Consider the following 22,826-nt stretch of genomic DNA (forward strand, 5'->3'; position numbering starts at 1 on the left):
CCCACCAACTAGCTAATCCCACTTGGGCTAATCTTTACGCGAAAGGCTCCGAAGAGTCCCCTCCTTTGGTCCGAAGACATTATGCGGTATTAGCAGTCGTTTCCAACTGTTGTCCCCCACGTAAAGGCATATTCCCAAGCATTACTCACCCGTCCGCCGCTCGTCAGCAAAGTAGCAAGCTACTCTCTGTTACCGCTCGACTTGCATGTGTTAAGCCTGCCGCCAGCGTTCAATCTGAGCCATGATCAAACTCTTCAATCAAAAGTTTTTTCGCTCAAAGTTAAAAACTGAAATTATTACTGTGTTTTACAGTGCAAGACTCCAGTTCACTTAAGCTTAATTTTTTCGCTTAAGGTCCTGTGAGTGCTCACACAGATTGCTTGATAAATTGTTAAAGAGCGTTGCTTCTTGCCGAAGCGAGGTGCGCATTCTACGCTTTCCTCTGTGGCTGTCAACCGCTTTTTAAAACATTTTAAAAAGAAGTTTAAGAGCCGGCTAACTTAGCCCTAGGCCTTGCTAACCCTGACTTAGCCTTGCTTCGCTTTAGTGCGCTGCGTGCCGTGTCAGTGGAGGTGCATTATAGGGATCGATTCCCGCGGCGCAAGCGTTTTTTGAAGAAAATCACAGAAACACGTTCAAATGTTCAGATAGTGAACAACAAAGCTTTAAAAGGATAGCTTATTTGCATAAATCTATCCCCTCAGAGTTACTAGAAAGTGAAGATAAAAGGAAGAAAATTGATCTAGCCCTTTAAAATATACTTAGCCGCTTCAGCTAGAGACGAAATCGTAGCAGTCGCTAAGGCTTTATCTTGTTCGCTTACATCGTACTGACCGCTTACCAACAATCTGTTTGGCACTCCGGCATTTTTGGCGGCCAAGATATCTGAAGCTTTATCCCCGACTAACCAAGACTTTTCTAGATCAATATCTAGTTCTGCTGCGGCTTCTAGCAACATACCTGGTTTAGGTTTACGACAATTACAATCTTGGCGGTAATTTTCATCACCGTATTCGCTATGATGAGGACAGTAGTAGATACCATCTAAATCGACGCCGCGATCAGCAAGCGACCAATCCATCCATTCGGTTAGGCTTAAGAACTGATCTTCACTAAAGTAGCCACGCGCAATACCCGCTTGATTAGTTACAACCACAAGCAACCAACCAGCTTCTTTAAGTTTTTGCATCGCTTCAATAGCGCCGTCGATAAACTCAAAGTCATCAACTTGGGATACATAGGCCCGATCGTGGTTGATAACTCCATCTCGGTCCAAAAACACTGCTGCTTGTTTCATTAATTTTTTCTTTACTCGGTCAATTAAGGGCTCATTCTACAATACAAAGCGCTGAATTTGTTGCTTGAGTTGATTGGATTTTTCTTCTAACGACTTTGCATCATTTACACTAGATTGGGCTTCGCTCACTGAATCTTGAGCAATAAGGGCAATTGTTTCCAGTGTTGCCGCTACATCGGAGGCCACTGCAGATTGTTCCTCGGTGGCAGCTGCAATCGCGGTAACCATTTCGGTCACACCTTGAGTAGTGTCGATAACTTGATGCAATGCATCTCCTGCCTTATTTACCACATTGCGGCCGCTAGAAACCAGTTCGGTACTTTTTGACATACTCTGGTTAGCCGCTTCAGTTAGGCTACGAATTTGATTGATAATTCGAGCAATCTCTTCTGTAGATTGGCTGGTTCGGCTAGCCAAACTACGCACCTCGTCAGCAACTACAGCAAAGCCACGCCCTTGCTCGCCAGCACGAGCTGCTTCAATGGCTGCATTTAGCGCTAACAAGTTGGTTTGTTCAGCGATACCAGCGATTACATCAGTAATCTTTTCTACTTCTTCACCCGCCAGGTTTAACTTAGCGATGTGCTGATTACTATCACTTACAGAACCTTCGATTTTTTGCATAATGGAAATGGTATCCGTCACCACTTGCCCACCTTGGCTTGCTACGTCTCCGCAATCTCTTGCATGATCAGCAGCTTGAGAAGTGTTTTGCGCTATTTCTCTGGCTGCTACAGACATCTCTTCTATAGCGGTAGCCGCTGAGTCAACTTTCGAACGCTGTTCATCAAGAGCGGTGCCAATGCCCGAGCTCTTATCAAAGACCTTCACACTGCTTTGACTCACATCTGCAGCAGTTTGATTCACCTCTGTTATTAATCCTTTTAGCTGTTCTGCCATCGCATTGATGGAGCCAGTAAGCTGCCCCACCTCGTCTTTAGCGCTAACCTTTAATGCCGGTTGCGAAAGGTTTCCGTTGGCTATTTGCATTGCCCGCTGATTAACTAGAGCCAAGTTGGATTTAATTTGACGAGTTAACCAAAGCACCACCAAGCCACCTAATAACGCGGCAATAGCAGCACCAGCAAATACCACCAGCACAACTTGCTCGCCTAAGCGCTCTAGATCCTGTTGGTGGCTAACTAACACATTTTGCTGCTGCATATTCCAGTCATTAAGTTGCAGTTCAATATCGGCCACTAAGGGAATAACTTCGTTGGCCATCCGGTGGTTGGCAATATTCCAGTCAGGTGCTGCTCGTATCACAAACATCTCATCGACTAAGGGAACAAAAATATCAACTAACTCGACAAATTGTTGCCACAGCCGAGCTTGCTCTTCGGTAAATAAATTATTTGCGGCCTCTACATCGGCTACCCGCTGTTTATGCCTGGCAAAGTACTCTTGGTATTTCTCTTGTTCGTATTTATCGCCAGTAATAATAAAACTACGCAAGCTAGTAAGGGCATTGGCCAGTTCATTACGCGCTTCGCTCATATCTGCTAACAAGCGTACCCGCTTTTTGGGGCTATATAAGCCGGGTTGAGAAATTTCTTCGGTGACTGCGCTAGAAACTTGGTTCATCGCTTCTTCAGCTAAGGGGGCAATATCAAACAGCAATAAAGCGTGTGCAGGTAGGTTATCTTCGCTATTGGAAATTTTAATAATTTGTTGCTGCAGTTCTTTTAAGGCTAAAAAGCTAGTTAAGGTTTGTTCTGGAACCGCTATATCGCTTAATAGTTGTATTTGCTCTACGGCCAAGTCAATGTTGAGCCAAGACTGTTCAAATAGGCTTTGAAAATGCTCCGCACGTTGTTTATCGGCGCCATGAATAAGGTAAGCTCGAAGTGCACTCAGTGATTGCTGAAGGTGTCGCTCAATTTCTTTGCTTTGGGCAACCACAGGAACACTAACTTCAACTATTTGCCGCTCTTTTTGAGCAATTTTATCTAGTTGAATAAACACAATAACGGCGGAACAAAACATCAAAATAGCAACGAAACCAAAAGCCGATAACAGCTTATTCGAGATAGACACGAAGATAACTCCTTTCCACAAAAAACGATGCTGTTATTTAAGGCTAGTCTATTTGCCTAAAGCTACAACGCATCGCGGTTTACATCCAGCAAACCTAAAAACCGAATCTATTTAGAATATAAGCGGATATGCTGTTCGATTTCCAGCATAGTTTCACTAAGAGTTTCAAATAAACCAGCAGCAAGTGCTATATGTTCATCCAAAATCGGTTGTTTTTTCAAGCCTTCTTCAAGCGCTAAACACTGAGCTTGTAAACTGCTGGCACCGAAATAACTACTACTAGATTTAAGGCCATGCGCTAAGCGTACTGCATCTTGGTAACGCTTAACCTTTAAAGCCTGTAATAGCTCTTCAATCATCGCCTCTGCGCCCTTTTGATACTCCTGCAATAAGGCGTCAAACTCATCCCCCATACTTTCTTGCAGCTTGGTAAGCTCAGTTGTGGAAATACGTTGATATTGAACGTTAGAAAGCTCATCACTGCTTGTTAGCAATGTTTGCTCAACACTCGCATTTTTTGTATTCAACCATTTACGCAAGCAAACATATAAGCCCACTCGGTCAAATGGTTTAGTTACATAGTCATCCATTCCAGCATCAAAACAAGCCTGTCTTGCTTCCAAGCTAACGCTTGCTGTTAACGCAATAATAGGAACACGCTGAGCGAGGTTTTCAAGTTCCCGTATAACCATAGTAGCTTCATAACCATCCATGTCAGGCATTAAGCAATCCATCAAGATGAGAGATAGTTTTGAGCCCCACCGCTTAAACAGATCTATGGCTTCATGGCCATCACGGGCGATCATCACTTTAAGGCCAAAACTGTCTAACATATGGCTGGCAACACGTTGATTAACCACGGTGTCTTCAACCAACAATACGTGGCCAGATAACTTGCTTAATACTGCCTGTTCACAACTGTCGGTAACACTTACGCTCAACACATCATCTTCTACACTTTGCAAAGGTAAGCTCACACTAAATTCTGAGCCAACCCCTAAACCCGACGTCACGGATATATTACCATCCATTAAGGAAACAATGCGCTGACAAATGGCCAGGCCTAAGCCAGTGCCGCCATAACGACGGGTTGTTGAACTGTCTGCCTGAGCAAAAGGCATAAACAAGTTGTTGATAGACTCCTCCGCAATACCAATGCCGCTGTCGGTTACTCTTACTAACACAGTTTCCTCGGCACCTAGCTGTTGACTATATTCAACACTTAAATTCACCGTGCCCACCTCGGTAAACTTAATCGCATTATTAACAAGATTAATGAATATTTGCTGCACCCTGCCCTGATCTCCAATGAACACTTTAGGTAAATGTTCAGGATAATCGAGATGCAAACTCAAATGCTTAGCTTTAGCTTGAGGAGAAAATAACTTAACCACCTCCAGCAAGGTTAAATGCAAGCTAAAGGCATCCAAACGCAATTCCATTTTTCCGGCTTCCACCTTTGAGAAATCCAATACGTCATTAACAATTACCAATAAAGCTTTGCCAGACAGACGAATAGTATTCACCTGCTCAATTTGCTCCTCAGACAACGAGGAAGCGCTGAGTAACTGAGTCATTCCCAAAATACCGTTTAGCGGGGTACGGATCTCGTGACTCATCATTGCCAAAAAGTCGCTTTTTGCTTGCGAAGCTGTTTCTGCATCTCGCCTGGCAACGCTTAACTGCTGCTGGCTACGCTGGTGTTCAGCAATCTCATCATTGAGCTGTTCAGTACGGGCATCCACTTTTGCCGTCATTTGACCTATGGCTCGGGCTAATACGCCCACTTCATCATTCGACTTATCCGGTAAAGTTACCTGTATATTGCGCTCACCAAACAACAGCGTTGCGTTGGTAATGTAGCGTAATGGCGCAACGATAGTGTGAGCAAAAAACCAGCCTACAAGCACCATTAAGCCGATAACCACTGCAGCAGCTAACAAGGCTTGTTTAGCCGCCGTTTGTGAGGCCGCGATAGTTTCCTCGTAATCGGTTATTTGCACTAAGTCCAAATACTCTTGGTCGTTCGATGGCAAATAAAGCAGGCGCTGAATACTTAGTATGTAAGAGCCATACTTAACCACTTGTTCTGGTAAGTCTTTAACCGGGGAATTAAGTAGCTGCTTGATGCGCTGATACTCTGAAGCTTGAAAGCTGGTAGACTGCCCCCTGCCATGCTCACTTCGCCACAACCTCTCTCCATTGATATCGAACACTAACAAAGGTCCAATGGTGGTTTCAGCGTATTGGCTAGAATGATTTGATGAGGCCTGCTGCGATACTTTAAATAAATCATCAAGGCGATACTCAAAAAGCCATATAGCGGCAACGACGCCATCATTATGCTGGACACTGGTAGCCAAATACCACACACCTTGGCTATTTTGTCTAATTGTTTGAGCATGCACTTTGTCTGGCAAATTTTCTGCATCCAACAGCAATGTCTTAGGCAGCGTTTGGCCAATGCGCTTTCCTACTGAGAGATATTCAAATTGTTGGCCTTGGCTAACCACAATAAGATGCGCGGCCAATAAAGCTTTTTCCCGTTTAAGTAACTGACGAATATCGCTACTTAAGCGCGAATGCCAAAAATCGGGCTCAACATTGATGAAGCGTTCGTCTACAAATTGCTGCTGAATAAATCCATCAAGTAAAGATTGCTCTGCTAGATGACTGAGCTCTTCATAAGCATGAGATATTTCTCGATCTAGGCGTTCAACTTGAATGGCATTTCGTAAACTTAGTTGCTGTTCTCGCTCGCTCTCTAAACTGGCAACAAAAGAAAAATAAAAGATAAGGTAAGTTACCGTTACCCCGGCTACCACCAAGCAACCGCTGAGCAAGGTAACGTAAGTACTGATCGAGCTTTTACTGCGTTTAAACCACGAGTACTGCTTCCCTCTGGCTCGTTCCATTAAGCGAATTAGCCGGTCTTCACGGCGTCGCTCACGCTCTATGGTGGTTACTGGCGCAGGCGCTCTTAACTCTAAGTAGCTAGCTACGGCTACCACCAAGTAACTGCTTAGCTTAATTAACGACAAGGAAAACACTGCAAAACTGTTAACACCTAAGTTTTCTGAAACCGGCCAAAAGTACAAAATAAATTGAATACACACACAAGCAAATACACCACACTCAAGGGTGCAATTTAACCATCGGCCACGCCAACCAAAGTAAGCGATAGCAATGGCAAATACCGCAGTAACCAATAATTCCAACACTGAATGAAGATGGGCTAAAGCCACCTGCATAAATGGTAATGACACCACATAAAGAAAGGCGACGCTTAGAAAAGAAAATATCACGCTACCGATAGCCAGCACCGCGATGCTCATTTTCCCACCGTTGGCTAAGCGTTCGTAACGGCTAAGCAGCACCCCACAAATGAGCAACACAGCGGCTAAAAATCCACGCGTAATCAGCCCAGACCAGATAGCTACAGTATTCGAAGATAGTGGCAGAACACTTAAAAAGGAGGGATAGTTGAGAATAAAATAGCAAAGCTCTAAGCCCGACACCGAGAAAAAGGCGGCGCCAAAAACCAACATGGTATAACTGTATTTTTTACGGTAAAAACTGCGGCACATTAAGCCAACAGAAAGTGGCAAAATAATATTAAGTATCGCTACAATAACAGTAATTAAAGGCGCTACTGACGCTGATGACTGACGCCCCCAAAAGGCCAGAGCTACCACCAACACCAGCGAAAATAGCAAGCCTATGCTGTGCCGCCATGCTAAATCTAAATTGCGAAACATGCTGATGTTAGGTTTAGCCATTACCTATATCCTTGGTAAAACATCCTAAAAACTTTTTCGCTATTCAGCATTAACTTGAAACAACAAGCGAAACTAAGTGATGTTATAATAAACCCAGTATTATCAATAAGTACATGTCAATTTTACCAGCTAATGACCAGCTTCAAGTATTTGATTCAAAGGAAATGTATGCGTGTTTTTCTAATAATGGCGCTTAGCAGCAGCCTAATAGCTTGTAGTGGCAACTACAGTTTTAATACCAACGTAGATAAAGAAAACTTTGAAAACTATTTGCCTGCCACCGAAGTGGAAATAGTTAACGATGAACAAATCGATCCCCTGCAAGCAGAATACTTAGGCATTGTAGAAGGGCTAAGTTGCCAAGAAAAAGCCAATCAAGCACCACCGCAGAAAGTGGATGCACGCAATAATCTTCGCGAGCAAGCCGCCGGTATTGGGGCTAATGTAGTCACTATTCAACAATGCTACCCAATTGAAGAACCTGCAGCATGCATTGCCATGCTAAGTTGTTTTGGCAAAGCTTACAGAATTGAAAAGTAATGAATATCCAGCTATCTCCTTTGGGCCTTATCCACTCCCCTTATCAAGAGAAGTTTTCGGTACCACGCCAACCCGGCTTGGTTAGTGCCACAACCAGCAGCTTAGTCTTCAACTCCAACTTTAATGATCCTGATTTACTAGACAATGTGGAGCAGTTTAGTCACTTTTGGTTAGTATTCGCCTTTCATCAAAATATTAAATCTGGCTGGAAAGCCAAGGTACGCCCACCACGTTTAGGCGGTAACAAAAAAGTGGGCGTATTAGCATCTCGTTCGTCGTTTCGTCCTAATCACTTAGGGTTATCCTTACTTGAACTTAGTCACGTTGAACGCAGCCCAAATAAGTTAGCCATGTATTTCAAAGGTGGCGATTTAGTTAACGGCACTCCTATCTATGATGTAAAGCCCTACTTACCTTATGCCGACAGCATTCCAGATGCGCAGGCTGGTTACGCACAGCAAGCACCACAGCAACAGTTACTAGTGATTTGGACTGAACAAGCCTTACAACAAGCTCAACAACTGAATATTGAACAAACTCATCGGCTAGTGATAGAGCAAGTGTTAGCCCAAGATCCGCGCCCCGCATACAAACAAAACAAAACTGACGACCGAGAATACGGTGTGGCCTTATATCAGTTCAATATCCGCTGGCGAATCCTAGAAGTTAATGCAAGTGAGTCACAAGTAGAAATTGTTTCGGTGACCCATGCAGCTTGAACCTCAGGACTATCAGCAACAACATAAACAGCGCCTTGCTTGGATGCCATGGCTTTATTACCGCTTAAAGGCTAAACACCTGCAATGGGCCAAACCCTGGCAAAATGATATCCAACAACATTTGCAAGCGCTAGAAACCGTACAAATTGGTGAGAACTGTTTCATAGCTCCCGATGCCAATATTTTTGCCGAACCCGGCCGTTTAATCTCGCTAGGCAATAGCTCATTTGTAGCAGCTCAAAGTTTCTTGCATGGCCCAATAACCATTGGCGACCACGTAGCCATAAACCACGGCTGCTCCATCGACGGCGGGCAAAAAGGCGTAAGCATTGGCAACAACAGCCGTATTGCCAACGGCGTTAAAATTTATGCCTTCAACCATGGCATGCACCCAGAGCAAGATATTTGGCGGCAAAACAGCCAATCCCAGGGTGTAATAATTGGCGAAGATGTGTGGATTGGTGCTAACGCCTGTATTGTTGACGGCATTGAAATTGGCGACCATGCGGTCGTGGGAATGGGGGCAGTAGTCACCAAAAATGTGGCTAAATGGGCTATCGTTGCCGGTAACCCTGCAAAAATCATCGGCGACCGCCGTGACAAGGCCTGACAGAGCTAAATTAGCCTGATACAATCGCCGCAATTTAATAGCTAAATGAAAGGACAGATATGCGTTCTAGCAAATATCTTCTGGCAACTCAGAAAGAAACTCCAAGCGACGCAGAGATTGTATCTCACCAGTTAATGCTGCGCGCGGGTATGGTGCGCAAACTCGCCTCAGGTCTATATACGTGGTTACCAAACGGCTTACGCGTTCTGCAAAAAGTAGAAAACATTGTTCGTGAAGAAATGAATAACGCTGGTGCAGTTGAAACCTTAATGCCTGTTGTTCAGCCTTTTGAGTTGTGGGAAGAAACCGGCCGCTCAGAAAAAATGGGAGCAGAGCTACTGCGCTTTACTGACCGCCACGAACGCCCTTTTGTATTAAGCCCTACTGCTGAAGAAGTCATCACTAGTTTGGTTCGTCATGAGGTAAACTCTTACAAGCAATTACCGCTAAACCTATATCAAATCCAAACCAAGTTCCGCGATGAAGTTCGTCCACGCTTTGGCGTGATGCGTTCGCGCGAATTTACCATGATGGACTCGTACAGTTTTGATATCGATAAAGAAGGTTTAGAAAAAACCTACGCCCAAATGCATCAGGCATACTGTAAGGCCTTTGACCGCATGGGCCTAGACTACCGCCCAGTGCTAGCTGATACCGGTGCGATTGGCGGCTCTGCATCGCATGAATTCCATGTATTGGCAGAGAGCGGAGAAGATTTAATTGCTTTCTCTACTGAATCAGAATTTGCAGCGAATATTGAAAAAGCTGAAGCATTAGCACCTTCAGGCGAGCGCGCAGCACCTAGCCAAGATATGCAAGAAGTTGCCACACCGAATGCTAAAACCATTGCCGAGCTAGTTGAGCAGTTCAATATCAAAATTGAACAAACAGTGAAAACCTTAATAGTAAAAGCCAGTGAAGACTCTGAGCATTCACTTATCGCCTTAATTTTGCGTGGCGACCACGAGCTCAATGAAATTAAAGCAGAAAACTTAACTGAGATAGCTTCACCGCTTGAGTTTGCTAGTGAAGAAGAAATTCGCGCTGCAGTTGGCGCAGGCCCAGGCTCTTTAGGACCAGTTAATTTACCAATGCCAGTTATTGTAGACCGTGCTGCCGCGCACTGTAGTGACTTTGGCGCAGGCGCTAACATAGATGATAAACACTTCTTTGGCATTAACTGGGAGCGTGATGTAGAGCTGGGTCGTGTTGAAGATATCCGCAATGTTGTTGAAGGCGACCCAAGCCCATGTGGCAAAGGTACTATTGCCTTAAAACGCGGTATCGAAGTTGGCCATATTTTCCAGCTTGGCACCAACTACTCTGAAAAAATGAATTGCGGTGTGCTGGGTACTAACGGTAAAAATGTAACCCTAGAAATGGGATGTTACGGCATTGGTATCTCTCGTATCGTTGCAGCAGCCATTGAGCAAAACCACGACAAACACGGCATTATATGGCCGGATAATATTGCACCATTCAAGCTAGCCATTGTGCCGATGAACATGCATAAATCTCATCGCGTTCAAGAAGTGGCTAACAAGCTTTACGAAGAAGCTAAGCAACGTGGTATAGATGTATTGTTTGACGATCGTAAAGAACGCCCAGGTGTTATGTTTGCCGACATCGAATTGATTGGCATTCCACACGTTGTCGTTATTGGTGACCGCAGCCTAGACAAAGGTGTGATTGAATACAAGAACCGACGCAGTGGAGAAAAAGTTGAAGTGGCTGTAGAGCAAATCTTCGACCAATTCTGAAATCTGTAGATTGATTTAAAAGCCGGCCTTCGCCGGCTTTTTTTGTTTTTGGGAGTGTGATATCACCAGCAAGCAGTGGTAAAACGCTGTGCTAAGATATTATTATGAATCAAAAGGCTAGCACTAAAAATAAACCCAGAGTCGCTCTCGTTCTTACCGGCGGCGGCGCACGAGCGGCCTACCAGGTTGGGGCACTAAAAGCGATTGCTGAGCAATACCCAAGAAACCATGCCAGCCCCTTTTCTATACTTTGTGGTACTTCAGCGGGTGCCATAAATGTGACAGCATTAGGCGTATATGCGTCATGTTTTCGCTTGGGAGTAAAAAAACTCGAATATATTTGGCGAAACTTTAAGTGTAAGCAGGTATTTAGAACCGATGGGATAGCTATAGCCAAACAGCTCTCATCGATAGTATGCAAAAGCTTGCATGCTGATTACAGCCAGCAACAGGGTTTTTCTTTACTCAACAATCAACCTCTGCAAACCTTATTGAACAACTATCTAAACTACAAGCGAATCGACCAAAATATTGCCACAGGTTACCTACATGCTTTATCGGTTACAGCTTCAAATTACCGTGACGGTCAATCGTTATCCTTTTTTCAAGCCAAACAACATCAACAAAACTGGCAACGTGCTAGGCGACAGGGGCAAAAAACCCAAATCCATACCAGTCACCTACTCGCATCAACGGCAATACCTCTGATTTTTCCGGCGGAGAAAGTAGGTCAAGATTACTATGGCGATGGTTCAATACATCAACTTTGCCCTCTTAGCCCTGCAATACACTTAGGTGCAGATAAAATACTGGCGATTCATTTAGAGCAGCCTCGTAAATCCAACTGCGAGCTAGATTGCCCTCCGCCGAATAGCGCGACCATTGCAGGTCACCTTCTCGACTCAGTATTTTCCGATACGCTCAATTCAGATTTAGAACGCTTACAACGTATTAATCGAACCATTGAGTTATTAACACCTCAACAGCAAAAACAATTAGATTTACGCTCTATTCACTCTTTAAGTATCAAACCTAATATTGATTTTGAACAAATTGCACATGATCACTTTACAATTTTACCTCTTTCCGTTCGACTAATGTTGGCGACCTTAGGCATTAAAAAAGACAAGCCTTCTGCTATCACCAGCTTTTTAATGTTCGAACAAAACTACACTAACTATCTGATAAGAGAGGGTTACCAAAACACCCTACAGCAAATTGACAAAATTTTGGCTTTTTTGGAAGATTAGCTGGCCTACAAATTGCTTTACTCGTAACTAGCGGCGTTTTTTGACGCTAATCAGCAAGATAAAACAAGAGTAAAGTAAGTATGGATTCTCTACAATTGGCTCAAAACAACATTGTAAGCACAAGAAAAATATCACATTTTTCTAATGACGCTATGCTTAGTGCTGTTCAAAAACTTAGTATTCTTGAGTCTTTGCAAGAAAGCTTACAGCTAGAAGAGTTACTGCAAAACTTTGCCGCCTTGGCAACTAACTACGTTGAGTTTTCTGCAATGCGTTTAGTCAGTGATAAGCTGCAAACCGAAGTTAGCCTATTTGAGGGGCAACGTTATTACCGTAGTTTTAATCTAAATAACAAAAATCAACCTTTAGCGATTATCACTTTTACCCGCGATACGCCTTTTCAGCGTAACGAAATTCATCAGCTTCGTCAGCTAACCCAATTGCTACAAACTCCCTTAAAACATGCTTTGCAAATTTCGCGTTTACAAGAGCGAGTTCGCAATGACTATTTAACCGGCATTGGCAATCGCGCTCACTTCGATGAATCTTTGCATACTTCAATTGAACAGCAAACCCGTCAAAGCCAACAACAAGGCGGCTTAGTACTTATGCTGTTAGACTTGAACAAATTTAAACAAGTAAATGATTCTCTCGGTCACCCTGTTGGCGACCAAGTATTGATTGGTTTTGCGAAAGTACTCAAGTCGGTGATTAGAAGCGGTGATCAAGCGTTTCGAGTAGGAGGTGATGAGTTTGCGATGTTGTTACGTCCGGCCACCGAACAGTCAGCCCAAAAGGTAATTAAACGCTTGCACAGCAAGCTTGAAGAGTCGCCACTGCTAGCTCAATACGACATTTCAGCCAGTGTTGGCGTTAGTGAATGGACACCTGGTAGTAACAGTGAAAGCCTTATTCAAAGCGCTGATGAGCAGCTATACGCTAACAAATTGGCAACCAGTTAAGCGTAATGCCCTTGTTATAAGGGCATTCGTACTCTTTTTGAATAAAACAGTCACCAATAGCCACCAACACATCGTCATAAAATATAAAAGGAATTCGATTACGCTGCCATGGCGCCAATCCGCATTCTTGCAGTAGCTTTTTGATACTTCTTCGCCCTGCTCGCCTTGCGGCGTCAAAATCGGTTTGCTCAATGTGAGTCCTAAATTTAACGCTTACTGTTGTTGTACTTGAAGGCGGCAGAAGATTGCCGCCTTCTTGCCAAGCTATTTGAGTATTATTATCAAGCTTGAGTACCGGCATTGAGTTTAGGTCCCAAACTATCACTGTATTTGATTCTAATAACTCATATTTTTTTAACAGGTACAAACGCGCTTGAAAACGCCGCAGCTCTCCTTCTGCTAGAACTACTGATACTTTGGCATCTTGCTGTGCTGCGGCTTGAATAAGAATTTGTTCCAGTTGCGCTTGGCTTGGATAAGCCCAGCCCATGCGCTTAAACCAATAACGCACAACATTTCGTTGCCGCTTTAAAGAAAGTTGCGATAACCTATCGCAGCACAGTGTTTGTTCGAGAATTAATTGTTGATAATCCGCATCGGCTAACTCTTCCAATAAATCTACCGATTCTTGCAAAAACTGAACACTGCGTTGAGTAGACTCTAGCCATTGGGGCCATCTCGTGCTCAGCTCTGGCAACACCTTGTGCCGTAAAAAATTGCGGTCAAATTCTAAAGACTGATTGCTAGGATCTTCAATCCAAGCCAACTTTTTTTGCTGTGCATAAGCTTCTAGTTCTGCACGAGAAACCGGCAGTAAAGGCCTCAGTAGTTGACCGGAGGCAAAATCTCTCACTGGCGGCATTGCAGCTAAACCCTGTAGGCCGCTTCCTCGCTTTAGTGCTAGCATAAAGGTCTCAAACTGGTCGTCAGCATGGTGTCCAGTTAGCAAACAGCTATGTGCATCCACATACTTAGCTAAAGCTTGATAACGCTTTTCTCTCGCCACCGCTTCTAAGCTAGAGCGTGCTTTTACTTCAACATCAACCAACTCCGCCACAAACGGCAAACCTAGCGCTTCCACTTGCTGCTGACAGCAACTTTGCCAACTGTTAGCTTGCTGTTGCAGACCATGGTTTACGTGAACCACTAGCAACTCTATGTGCCGATGAGATTTGAGATACTCAGCTGTCAAATGAAGCAAAACGCTAGAATCTAAGCCGCCACTAAAGGCAATGACAAGGCGCTGAGGGGTTAAAGGCAAGAAGTCGAAAAACTGGTTAAAGCGAGCTTGAAGGGACAAAATAACCTCTTATTGGGGCATTGGTAAAACCAATGCCCCAATTAACTTAGCAATATCCGTAGGACATTAAACGCTGATAGCGTTGCTCCAACAAGGTGTCAGTGTCTAATGCTGATAGGCTTTCTAAATCGCTCAATAGCTTAGTTTTTAGATTAAGCGCCATTGCTGCAACATCGCGGTGTGCGCCACCTAATGGCTCTGGAACAATGTCATTAATTAAATCTAATTCTTTAAGGCGCTCTGAAGTAATGCCCATAGCGTCTGCTGCAACAGGGGCTTTGTCGGCACTCTTCCACAAGATAGAGGCACAACCTTCTGGAGAAATCACCGAGTAAGTACTGTATTGAAGCATGTTAACGCGGTCGCCTACACCTATTGCTAAAGCCCCGCCAGAGCCGCCTTCACCGATAACGGTACAAATAGTTGGTACCTTTAAGCCAGCCATAACCAACAGGTTTTTAGCAATGGCCTCACTTTGTCCACGCTCTTCTGCGCCTACGCCTGGGTATGCACCAGGAGTATCGATAAAGGTAATGATCGGCATATTAAAACGCTCAGCCATTTCCATCAAACGAAGCGCTTTACGGTAGCCTTCTGGTTTTGGCATACCAAAGTTGCGACGGATCTTTTCTTTAGTTTCACGACCTTTTTGCTGGCCAATTACCATCACTGGTTTGCCATCTAGGCGTGCCATACCGCCAACAATTGCTTCATCATTAGCATAAGCTCTATCACCAGCCAATTCATCAAAGTCGGTGAAAATGTGCTCAATATAATCCAACACATAAGGGCGATTAGGATGACGCGCTAGCTGCGCAACTTGCCAAGCACCTAAGTCTGAGAATATTTTTTGGGTTAAATCGTTTTGCTTTTGTTGCAAACGAGAGATTTCTTCCTGTAAATCTACATCTACGCCAGATTCTTCATTTACAATGCACAACTCTTCAATTTGCGCTTGCAGCTCAGCAATCGGCTGCTCAAACTCTAGAAAATTCGGATTCATATAATCTTTTTCTTAATTAAATTCTAGGGTGACTTGCTGTTGTCCCAGCAGTTGGGTCAACGCCTCTATTAAATCTTCACTCGGCGTAATTCGCCAATCGGTGCCTAAGCTTAACATGCCACTGGCATTATCGCCCTCATAACTTATTGCTATTGGGCAGGTTCCTGCTCGATAAGGCTCTAATACTTCGTAAAATCTTTGCCAAAATAGCTCGTCTAGCTGGTCTCGACACATTCGTAAACGCAATTTTTTCATCCAACGTTCACGCGCCATCGATAAATCCATGACTTCACGAGCAGTCATTTTAATGCCTCCGGAGAAATCATCAACGCTGACCTCTCCTTGAATCACTAACATGCGATCTTTTTCTAATAATTCTTGGTAGGTATCGAAGGCTTCACTAAAGAACATCACATCCAAACGAGCACTGCGATCATCTAACTGAATAATGCCCATTTTGGAGCCACGCTTAGTGAGCATCACCCGAGTTGATAGCACTAACCCCGCAACTGTCGAGGTCGTACCTCGAGCTGTAGGGCGAATATCAACTAAGCGGCCAGTGGTATAGTGGCGAAACTCTTTTAGATAGCGGTTAACCGGATGCCCGGTTAGATATAATCCAAGGGTTTCTTTTTCCCCTTCTAACCAAACTTTTTCGGTCCATACTGGCTCATCAACAAACTCTGGCCGTTCATCATCCTCCTCAGCAATAATGCCGAATAAGTCTTCTTGACCGCGCGCAGACGCTTTAGCATGCTGTGATGCAGCTTGCATCGCTGTTGGTAAGGTTGCCATCATCGCTGCGCGATGTGGGCCGAGCTTATCCATAGCACCTGCCATAATCAGCTTTTCAATCACGCGCTTATTGATTTTCTTAAGATCTAAGCGACAACAAAAATCAAAGAGATCGATAAATGAGCCGGTTTTTCTTGCTTCCAATATCGCTTCAATGGGGCCTTCACCCACGCCTTTAATTGCCCCTATACCATAAACAATTTCTTCGTCGGCATTCACCGAGAACTTGAATAATCCGGTGTTTACATCAGGCGGGACCAGCTTAAGCCCCATGTTGTTGCACTCATCTACTAAGGTAACAATTTTATCGGTGTTATCCATATCGGCCGACATCACCGCAGCCATAAAGTACGCAGGGTAATGGGCCTTCATCCACAAGGTTTGATAAGAAACTAAGGCGTAAGCGGCTGAGTGGGACTTGTTAAAACCGTAGCCTGCGAACTTTTCTACCAAGTCAAAGATCTTCATCGACAGTTCGCCATCAACCCCATTCTTAATAGAGCCTTCTTCAAACACTGCTCGCTGCTTGGCCATTTCTTCAGGTTTTTTCTTACCCATCGCGCGACGTAACATGTCTGCGCCACCGAGGGTGTAACCAGCTAGAACCTGAGCGATCTGCATTACCTGTTCTTGGTAAAGAATAATGCCGTAAGTAGGCTCTAGAATAGGTTTTAAACTGTCGTGTTGCCAAGTTTCATCCGGGTAGGAAATAGCTTCTCGACCGTGTTTACGTTCAATAAAGTTATCAACCATACCTGATTGCAATGGACCAGGTCGGAACAAGGCCACCAGTGCGATCATATCTTCAAAACAGTCGGGCTTAAGACGCTTTATCAAATCCTTCATACCACGAGATTCCAACTGGAATACCGCGGTTGTTTTGCAATCTTGCAGTAGCCTAAACGATTTGGGGTCTGTGGTAGAAATCGCCGCAATATCGATCGGCTGCTCACCCTTGGCTTCTAACACTGGGTTAAGCATATCCAAGGCCCATTGAATGATGGTAAGTGTACGCAAGCCTAAGAAGTCAAACTTCACCAAACCGGCATATTCAACATCATTCTTATCAAATTGGGTAACTGGGTTTTTACCTTCAGCGTCGCAATATAAGGGCGCAAAGTCGGTAATAGTGGTGGGCGAAATTACAACACCACCGGCGTGTTTACCCGCGTTACGGGTTACCCCTTCGAGGATACGAGCCATATCGATTAGCTCGCGAACTTCTTGGTCTGCGTTATACAGCTCTGGTAAACGTGGCTCAGCCTCGAAGGCTTTTTCTAAGGTCATGCCTGGATCTGGTGGAATCAACTTGGAGATCCGGTCAACAAAACCAAAGGGATGGCCAAGCACACGGCCCACGTCGCGCACTACTGCTTTGGCAGCCATAGTTCCAAAGGTGATAATTTGCGATACCGCATCTCGGCCATATAACTCGGCTACGTGATCGATCACCTCATCACGGCGATCCATACAAAAATCGACATCAAAGTCGGGCATAGATACCCGCTCGGGGTTCAAGAATCGCTCAAACAGCAAGTCAAACTCAAGTGGATCTAAATCGGTAATTTTTTGCGCGTAAGCGACGAGTGAACCTGCGCCAGAGCCCCTACCCGGACCCACGGGAATATTATTATCTTTACTCCACTGAATGAATTCCATCACGATAAGGAAGTAACCAGGGAAGCCCATTTGATTAATTACATCAAGCTCAATTTGCAGCCGCTCATCATATTCGGGACGACGTTTTGCCCGTTCTTCAGGATCGGGAAACAAAAACGCTAAGCGTTCTTCTAAGCCATCCCAAGAAACTTTGCAGAAATACTCCTCAATGGGTAACCCGCCTGTCGGGAAGTCTGGCAAAAAGTATTCACCTAAGCGCACCGTTACATTACAACGTTTAGCAATTTCTACCGAGTTTTGCAGCGCCTCAGGTATATCAGCAAACAACTCCTGCATTTCTTGCTCGCTGCGAAGATATTGTTGCGCACTATATTTTTTAGGCCGCCGACTATCATCAATAGCAAAGCCATCATGAATAGCAACCCGCACTTCATGAGGCTGAAACTGATCTTCTTCTAAAAATACAACTTCATTTGTTGCCACCACAGGCAAGGCTTTTTCGCCAGCTAACGCAACCGCCATATGTAAGTAATTTTCTTCATCGGGGCGGCCGGTGCGAATCAACTCTAAAAAGTAATGATCAGGGAAGTATTGTTGATAAAATGCAAGACTTCGCTCAACGATATCGTGGTTACCTTTAAGTAAGGCTTTGCCCACATCACCTTGGCGACCACCAGACAGAACAATCACTCCTTCAGCATGCTCACTCAGCCATTGCTTATCAATAACTGGCTTACCCTGCAGCTGCCCTCGCAAATATGCCCTTGAGATGAGCATCGTAATATTCTGATAGCCTTGATTATTAGTGGCTAACAAGGTTAGCCGGAATTGGTCATCACCCAATTCTTCTGACTGAACAAAAAAATCACAACCTACGATGGGTTTAATCCCTTGGTTGTGAGCCTCGCCGTAAAACTTAACTAAGCCACAAAGGTTAGTTTGATCGGTTAATGCAATTGCAGGCATATTTAACTCGGCCGCTTTTGCAACAATCGGTTTTACTTTTTTTAAGCCATCAACCATCGAAAAGTCTGAGTGGACCCTAAGATGAATGAAGGATGGAGTTGCTGCAGGCTCTGACAAAACTACCGCCCTCCTAGTACCCGCTGTACGGGTTTAAAACTGCGGCGATGCTCGGCAATCGCACCATGCTTCTCGAGCATTTCTAAATGCAAGGCTGTTGGATAACCCTTGTGTTTAGCAAACTGATAATCTGGATAACGAGCATCTAACTCTACCATTTCTTGGTCTCGAGCCACTTTAGCGATGATAGACGCCGCGCTAATTTCGGCCACCAAACCATCACCCTTAACAACAGCCAAACATGGGATATTTAACTTAGGTTCACGGTTGCCATCTATCAAAGCAAACTCTGGAGTAACGCTCAAAGCCGCAACGGCTCTAGACATCGCCAGCATGGTTGCATGCAAAATATTCAACTCATCTATTTCTTGGGGAGTTGCGCGGCCGATAGCCCAAGCTATTGCATGTTGCTTGATCTCTTCGGCTAGCGCCAAACGTTTTTTCTCGGTGAGCTTTTTGGAATCGTTTAGTCCAGCAATTGGCAGCTTAGGGTCAAGGATAACCGCGGCGGTTACCACATCCCCCACCAAAGGGCCACGCCCTACTTCATCTACGCCAGCAAAAACAGAATAACCAGAAGGATAAACAAAGGGCGTCATTACAACTCCAAAGAAAAGGTATTAGGAATAACTAACTATTTATGACTTCAATAACCGCTTTAGCTGCTTTATAGTCAGCGTCGCAGCGAATTTTTTGGTGAAGCTCTGTAAAAGTATCAATCAGTTCACTGTTATCGTTTTGCAGCAACTTGCTTAATTCTTCGACAATATTATCGCTGGTGCACTCATCTTGCACAAATTCTTGCACAATCATTTTATCGGCAAGCAAGTTGGGTAAAGCAGCGAATTTTGCGTTTACGATCATTTTAGCTATTCGATAAGTCAAAGGCTTGAAACGATAGCCAACGACCATTGGGCGTTTTACTAACATAGCTTCCAACGTTGCCGTGCCAGAAGCTAATAAAATAGCGTCTGCAGCAGTCATTACGGTACGAGCTTGACCGTCGACAATTTTGATATCTAACTCTGGCCCATACTCATTGACTAAAGCTTCAAATTGCTCTCGTCGCCGTTGATTAACCAAAGGGGCAACCAACTGTATACCAGGAAACTGTTGAACCAGTTTTTTAGCCGATTCTAAGAACACAGGTGTAAGCAAATCTACTTCGGCATTTCGACTACCAGGCAGAATTGCCAACACCTTTTTGGTGCTATCTAAGCCAAGCTGTTCAATAGCTGGGAGCTGCGGACTATGCATAGCAACTTGGTCCGCAAGGGTATGGCCAACAAACTCACAAGGCACTTCGAAGCGATCATAAAAAGCTTTTTCAAATGGCAAGAAAACGAGAATTTTATTGCAAGCTTCTTTAATCTTAAAAACGCGTTTTTGCTTCCACGCCCATACTGACGGGCTCACATAATGGACGGTTTTTATACCTTTTGTGTGTAACTTGTGTTCTACGCCTAAGTTGAAGTCTGGAGCGTCAACACCAATATAAATATCAGGAGGCGATTGTATGTAATGCTGAAGCAACTGCTTACGAACTTTAAGAATCCGTGGTAACCGGCCTAAAACTTCGACTAAGCCCATTACCGATAACTCTTCCATATCAAACAAGGCCTCACAACCTTGTTTTTGCATTAGCGGGCCAGCAATACCAGAAAAGCGTGCGCTGGGGTATTGTTGCTTAAGTGCAGCAATTAACCCTGCACCTAAAATATCGCCGGAGACTTCCCCGGCGACAATGGCTATATGCAAATCAGCTTGCGCCATTAGCGAACAATGCCTCGGCCGTTTTCTTTTAGAAAATCGGCAAACAATTTTACTTCTGGGAATTGCTCAGCTGATAACTCTATTTGTTTAAGCGCCTCTTCTAAAGTATTGCCGCTGCGATAGAGCGTTTTGTAGGCTTGACGAATTGCCTTAATAGCCTCTTTGCTAAACCCCCTGCGCAACAAACCCTCGGTATTTACCGCTACGGGACGAGCGTAATTACCCACAGCCATCACATAGGGAGGAACATCTTTGTTTACTGCCGCACATCCACCAACAAAGGCGTAAGAGCCAACTTTACCAAACTGATGAATAGCTGCTTGGCCACCAAAAATCACGTTATCACCAATAGTCACGTGGCCAGCCAACGTAGCATTATTTGCAAAAATACAGCCATTACCCACTACACAATCATGAGCAACATGCGCATTAATCATAAATAAACAATTGCTACCGATTTTAGTAATGCCTTGGTCTTGAGTCGTACCGCGGTGAATAGTGACACTTTCTCGAATGGTATTATTATCGCCAATTTCTAAATAAGTTTCTTCGCCGGCATATTTCAAGTCTTGGCAATCTTCACCTACCGAGGCAAATTGAAAAATGCGGTTATTATTACCAATTTTGGAGTGACCTTTAATCACTACATGTGAAGCGATTTGACAGTTATCACCAATCTCCACTTCACCGCGAATAATGGTAAAAGCACCAACAGTAGTGTTGGCACCAATTTTTACATTACCTCCGATGATGGCGCTTGGATGTATACTTGCAGTGCTATCTATCATATTCAGCTCCACTTACTTGTAGGCCCTACGTGCGCACATGATTTCGCCGCTACATACCACTTCGCCTTCTACCTTAGCGACACAGTTAAATTTACCTATGCCGCGACGGTCGCGCAATAATTCAACTTCAAGGTGCAAAACGTCACCAGGGCCAACCGGCTTTTTAAAGCGAGCGTTATCAATACCGGCAAAGTAGTAAAGCTCGTTATCGGCCGGTTTTGTGGTAGATTTAAACGCCAAAATTCCAGTACATTGAGCCAACGCCTCGAGTATCAATACGCCAGGGAAAACGGGTTGTTGTGGAAAGTGGCCAGTAAAAAACGGTTCATTAAAAGTTACGTTTTTAATGGCGTGTAGAGTTTTACCTTCTTCAAAATCTAATACCCGGTCTACCAACAAAAATGGGTAGCGGTGCGGCAAAAGCTCCATGATGTCTTGAATTTCTAGGCGGTTAAGTGGTTTAGTCAAAATCTGTTCCTAATTTAGTCGGCTTTTGCGTTGTGTTTACGTTCTAAGCTTACAATTCGTTTATGCATCTCATCAATTTGAGATAAGCGGGCCATAGATTTTCGCCAATGGCGATTAGCTTGGGTGGGCATGCCGGAAGAATAAACCCCTGGCTCACTGATTGACTTAATGACCATTGAGAAAGCGGTAATCGTCACTTTGTCGCATATTTCAATGTGACCATTAATGCCCACACCACCACCAATTATGCAGTAGCAGCCAATTTTGGTACTACCGGCAATTCCGGTAGTGCCAGCAATCGCAGTTCCACTACCAATCGTTACGTTGTGTCCAATATGTACTTGGTTATCAATAAGAACGTTCGATGCTATTTCAGTATTATCGAGCGCGCCTCGGTCAATAGAAACTGACGCACCTATTTCAACTTTGTCACCAATAATTACGGTACCCAATTGCGGTATTTTAAGCCATTGGCCCTGCTTATTCGCGTAACCAAAACCATCAGCACCAATTACAGTATTACTTTGAACTAAACATTGTTGGCCAATTTCAACTTCGTGATAAACGCTGCAATTAGCCCATAGCTTTGTTTCTGCGCCAATAGATGCATTTCTACCGATAAAACAACCTGCACCGATTTGCACGCCGTCACCTAATACAACGCCACTTTCAATAACAGCATTTGCGCCAACTGATACATTACTACCAATACTCGCGTTATCATCGATGATAGCAGATGGGTGAATTCCGTAAGCACAATCAGGTGTTGTGTCTAAAAGCTGCGCCAACTGAGCGTAACTCACATATGGGTCTTCGCTAATTAGCGTATTCCCAGAAAAAGCATCTGAGTAATTTTTAGGCAGAATAAGCGCCCCTGCTTTACTCGTAGCTAGCAAAGGTTTGTACTTTGCATTCGTTAAAAAGCTTATCTCTTGCGCCCCAGCTTTGTCGAAGGGCGCTATATTTGAAATAAGTTGCTCGGGGTCCCCCTTTAGGGGAAGCCCGAGATGCTCAGCGATTTGGCCAAGGCTTAGTGCCATAT

17 protein-coding genes and 1 rRNA gene (1 of these 18 running past the window's edge) are annotated in these 22,826 nt (G+C 44.3%); 6 read left to right on the plus strand and 12 right to left on the minus strand.

Annotated elements, in window-relative coordinates; genetic code table 11:
* The 4 genes from K5L93_RS02650 to K5L93_RS02665 form a co-directional block, all read right to left on the minus strand.
* Positions 1-261 (minus strand): 16S ribosomal RNA (locus K5L93_RS02650); it reaches 1,284 nt to the left of the window's first position.
* 481 nt (positions 262-742) lie between these two features.
* Entirely contained in the window at positions 743-1,297 is a 555-nt protein-coding gene (gene gmhB, locus K5L93_RS02655) for a D-glycero-beta-D-manno-heptose 1,7-bisphosphate 7-phosphatase (protein WP_220718357.1), read from the minus strand.
* A gap of 36 nt (positions 1,298-1,333) precedes the next feature.
* Entirely contained in the window at positions 1,334-3,334 is a 2,001-nt protein-coding gene (locus K5L93_RS02660; protein ID WP_220718358.1) for a HAMP domain-containing methyl-accepting chemotaxis protein, read from the minus strand.
* Between the two features lie 107 nt (positions 3,335-3,441).
* Complete coding sequence (locus K5L93_RS02665; protein ID WP_220718359.1) at positions 3,442-7,113, minus strand: ATP-binding protein; 3,672 nt, start codon at positions 7,111-7,113, stop codon at positions 3,442-3,444.
* A gap of 168 nt (positions 7,114-7,281) precedes the next feature.
* On the opposite strand from K5L93_RS02665, the gene rcsF reads away from it, so the two are divergent.
* From rcsF to K5L93_RS02695, 6 genes are all read left to right on the plus strand, one after another.
* The gene (gene rcsF / locus K5L93_RS02670) at positions 7,282-7,653 is read left to right on the plus strand and encodes an Rcs stress response system protein RcsF (protein WP_194164041.1); all 372 of its coding nucleotides are present in this window, start codon (positions 7,282-7,284) and stop codon (positions 7,651-7,653) included.
* The gene (gene tsaA, locus K5L93_RS02675) at positions 7,653-8,372 is read left to right on the plus strand and encodes a tRNA (N6-threonylcarbamoyladenosine(37)-N6)-methyltransferase TrmO (protein WP_220718360.1); all 720 of its coding nucleotides are present in this window, start codon (positions 7,653-7,655) and stop codon (positions 8,370-8,372) included. The genes rcsF and tsaA overlap by 1 nt, the downstream gene beginning before the upstream one ends.
* Positions 8,362-8,982, plus strand: coding sequence for an acyltransferase (locus K5L93_RS02680; protein ID WP_220718361.1), 621 nt, complete (start codon positions 8,362-8,364; stop codon positions 8,980-8,982). Before tsaA ends, K5L93_RS02680 begins: the two co-directional genes overlap by 11 nt.
* Positions 8,983-9,041: 59 nt before the next feature.
* Complete coding sequence (locus K5L93_RS02685) at positions 9,042-10,742, plus strand: proline--tRNA ligase (protein WP_220718362.1); 1,701 nt, start codon at positions 9,042-9,044, stop codon at positions 10,740-10,742.
* 104 nt (positions 10,743-10,846) lie between these two features.
* Positions 10,847-11,992: a patatin-like phospholipase family protein gene (locus K5L93_RS02690; protein ID WP_220718363.1), complete on the plus strand. Its 1,146-nt coding sequence runs from the start codon at positions 10,847-10,849 to the stop codon at positions 11,990-11,992.
* Between the two features lie 80 nt (positions 11,993-12,072).
* Positions 12,073-12,954 (plus strand): GGDEF domain-containing protein, encoded by an 882-nt coding sequence (locus tag K5L93_RS02695; RefSeq protein WP_220718364.1) that lies wholly within the window; start codon positions 12,073-12,075, stop codon positions 12,952-12,954.
* On the opposite strand, the gene tilS is transcribed toward K5L93_RS02695, so the two are convergent.
* The 8 genes from tilS to lpxD are packed head-to-tail and all read right to left on the minus strand — an operon-like array spanning position 12,932 to position 22,824.
* Positions 12,932-14,254, minus strand: coding sequence for a tRNA lysidine(34) synthetase TilS (tilS, locus tag K5L93_RS02700; RefSeq protein WP_220718365.1), 1,323 nt, complete (start codon positions 14,252-14,254; stop codon positions 12,932-12,934). The two genes, K5L93_RS02695 and tilS, sit on opposite strands and share 23 nt — an antisense overlap.
* Positions 14,255-14,300: 46 nt before the next feature.
* Positions 14,301-15,257: an acetyl-CoA carboxylase carboxyl transferase subunit alpha gene (accA, locus tag K5L93_RS02705; RefSeq protein WP_220718366.1), complete on the minus strand. Its 957-nt coding sequence runs from the start codon at positions 15,255-15,257 to the stop codon at positions 14,301-14,303.
* 12 nt (positions 15,258-15,269) lie between these two features.
* Positions 15,270-18,755, minus strand: coding sequence for a DNA polymerase III subunit alpha (gene dnaE / locus K5L93_RS02710; RefSeq protein WP_220718367.1), 3,486 nt, complete (start codon positions 18,753-18,755; stop codon positions 15,270-15,272).
* A 2-nt stretch (positions 18,756-18,757) separates the two neighbouring features.
* Positions 18,758-19,354 carry a ribonuclease HII gene (gene rnhB / locus K5L93_RS02715; protein ID WP_220718368.1) on the minus strand — a complete coding sequence of 199 codons (597 nt, stop codon included), beginning with the start codon at positions 19,352-19,354 and terminating at the stop codon, positions 18,758-18,760.
* 31 nt (positions 19,355-19,385) lie between these two features.
* Positions 19,386-20,528 (minus strand): lipid-A-disaccharide synthase, encoded by a 1,143-nt coding sequence (gene lpxB, locus K5L93_RS02720; RefSeq protein WP_220718369.1) that lies wholly within the window; start codon positions 20,526-20,528, stop codon positions 19,386-19,388.
* Positions 20,528-21,316, minus strand: a complete 789-nt coding sequence (gene lpxA / locus K5L93_RS02725; RefSeq protein WP_220718370.1) for an acyl-ACP--UDP-N-acetylglucosamine O-acyltransferase — start codon at positions 21,314-21,316, stop codon at positions 20,528-20,530. The genes lpxB and lpxA overlap by 1 nt, the downstream gene beginning before the upstream one ends.
* A gap of 12 nt (positions 21,317-21,328) precedes the next feature.
* A complete protein-coding gene (fabZ, locus tag K5L93_RS02730; RefSeq protein WP_220718371.1) occupies positions 21,329-21,784 on the minus strand; it encodes a 3-hydroxyacyl-ACP dehydratase FabZ in 456 nt (151 codons plus the stop codon).
* A 14-nt stretch (positions 21,785-21,798) separates the two neighbouring features.
* Entirely contained in the window at positions 21,799-22,824 is a 1,026-nt protein-coding gene (lpxD, locus tag K5L93_RS02735) for a UDP-3-O-(3-hydroxymyristoyl)glucosamine N-acyltransferase (RefSeq protein WP_220718372.1), read from the minus strand.
* Positions 22,825-22,826: the final 2 nt, after the last annotated feature.

This window comes from Agarivorans litoreus, from assembly GCF_019649015.1.
GTDB lineage: Bacteria > Pseudomonadota > Gammaproteobacteria > Enterobacterales > Celerinatantimonadaceae > Agarivorans > Agarivorans litoreus.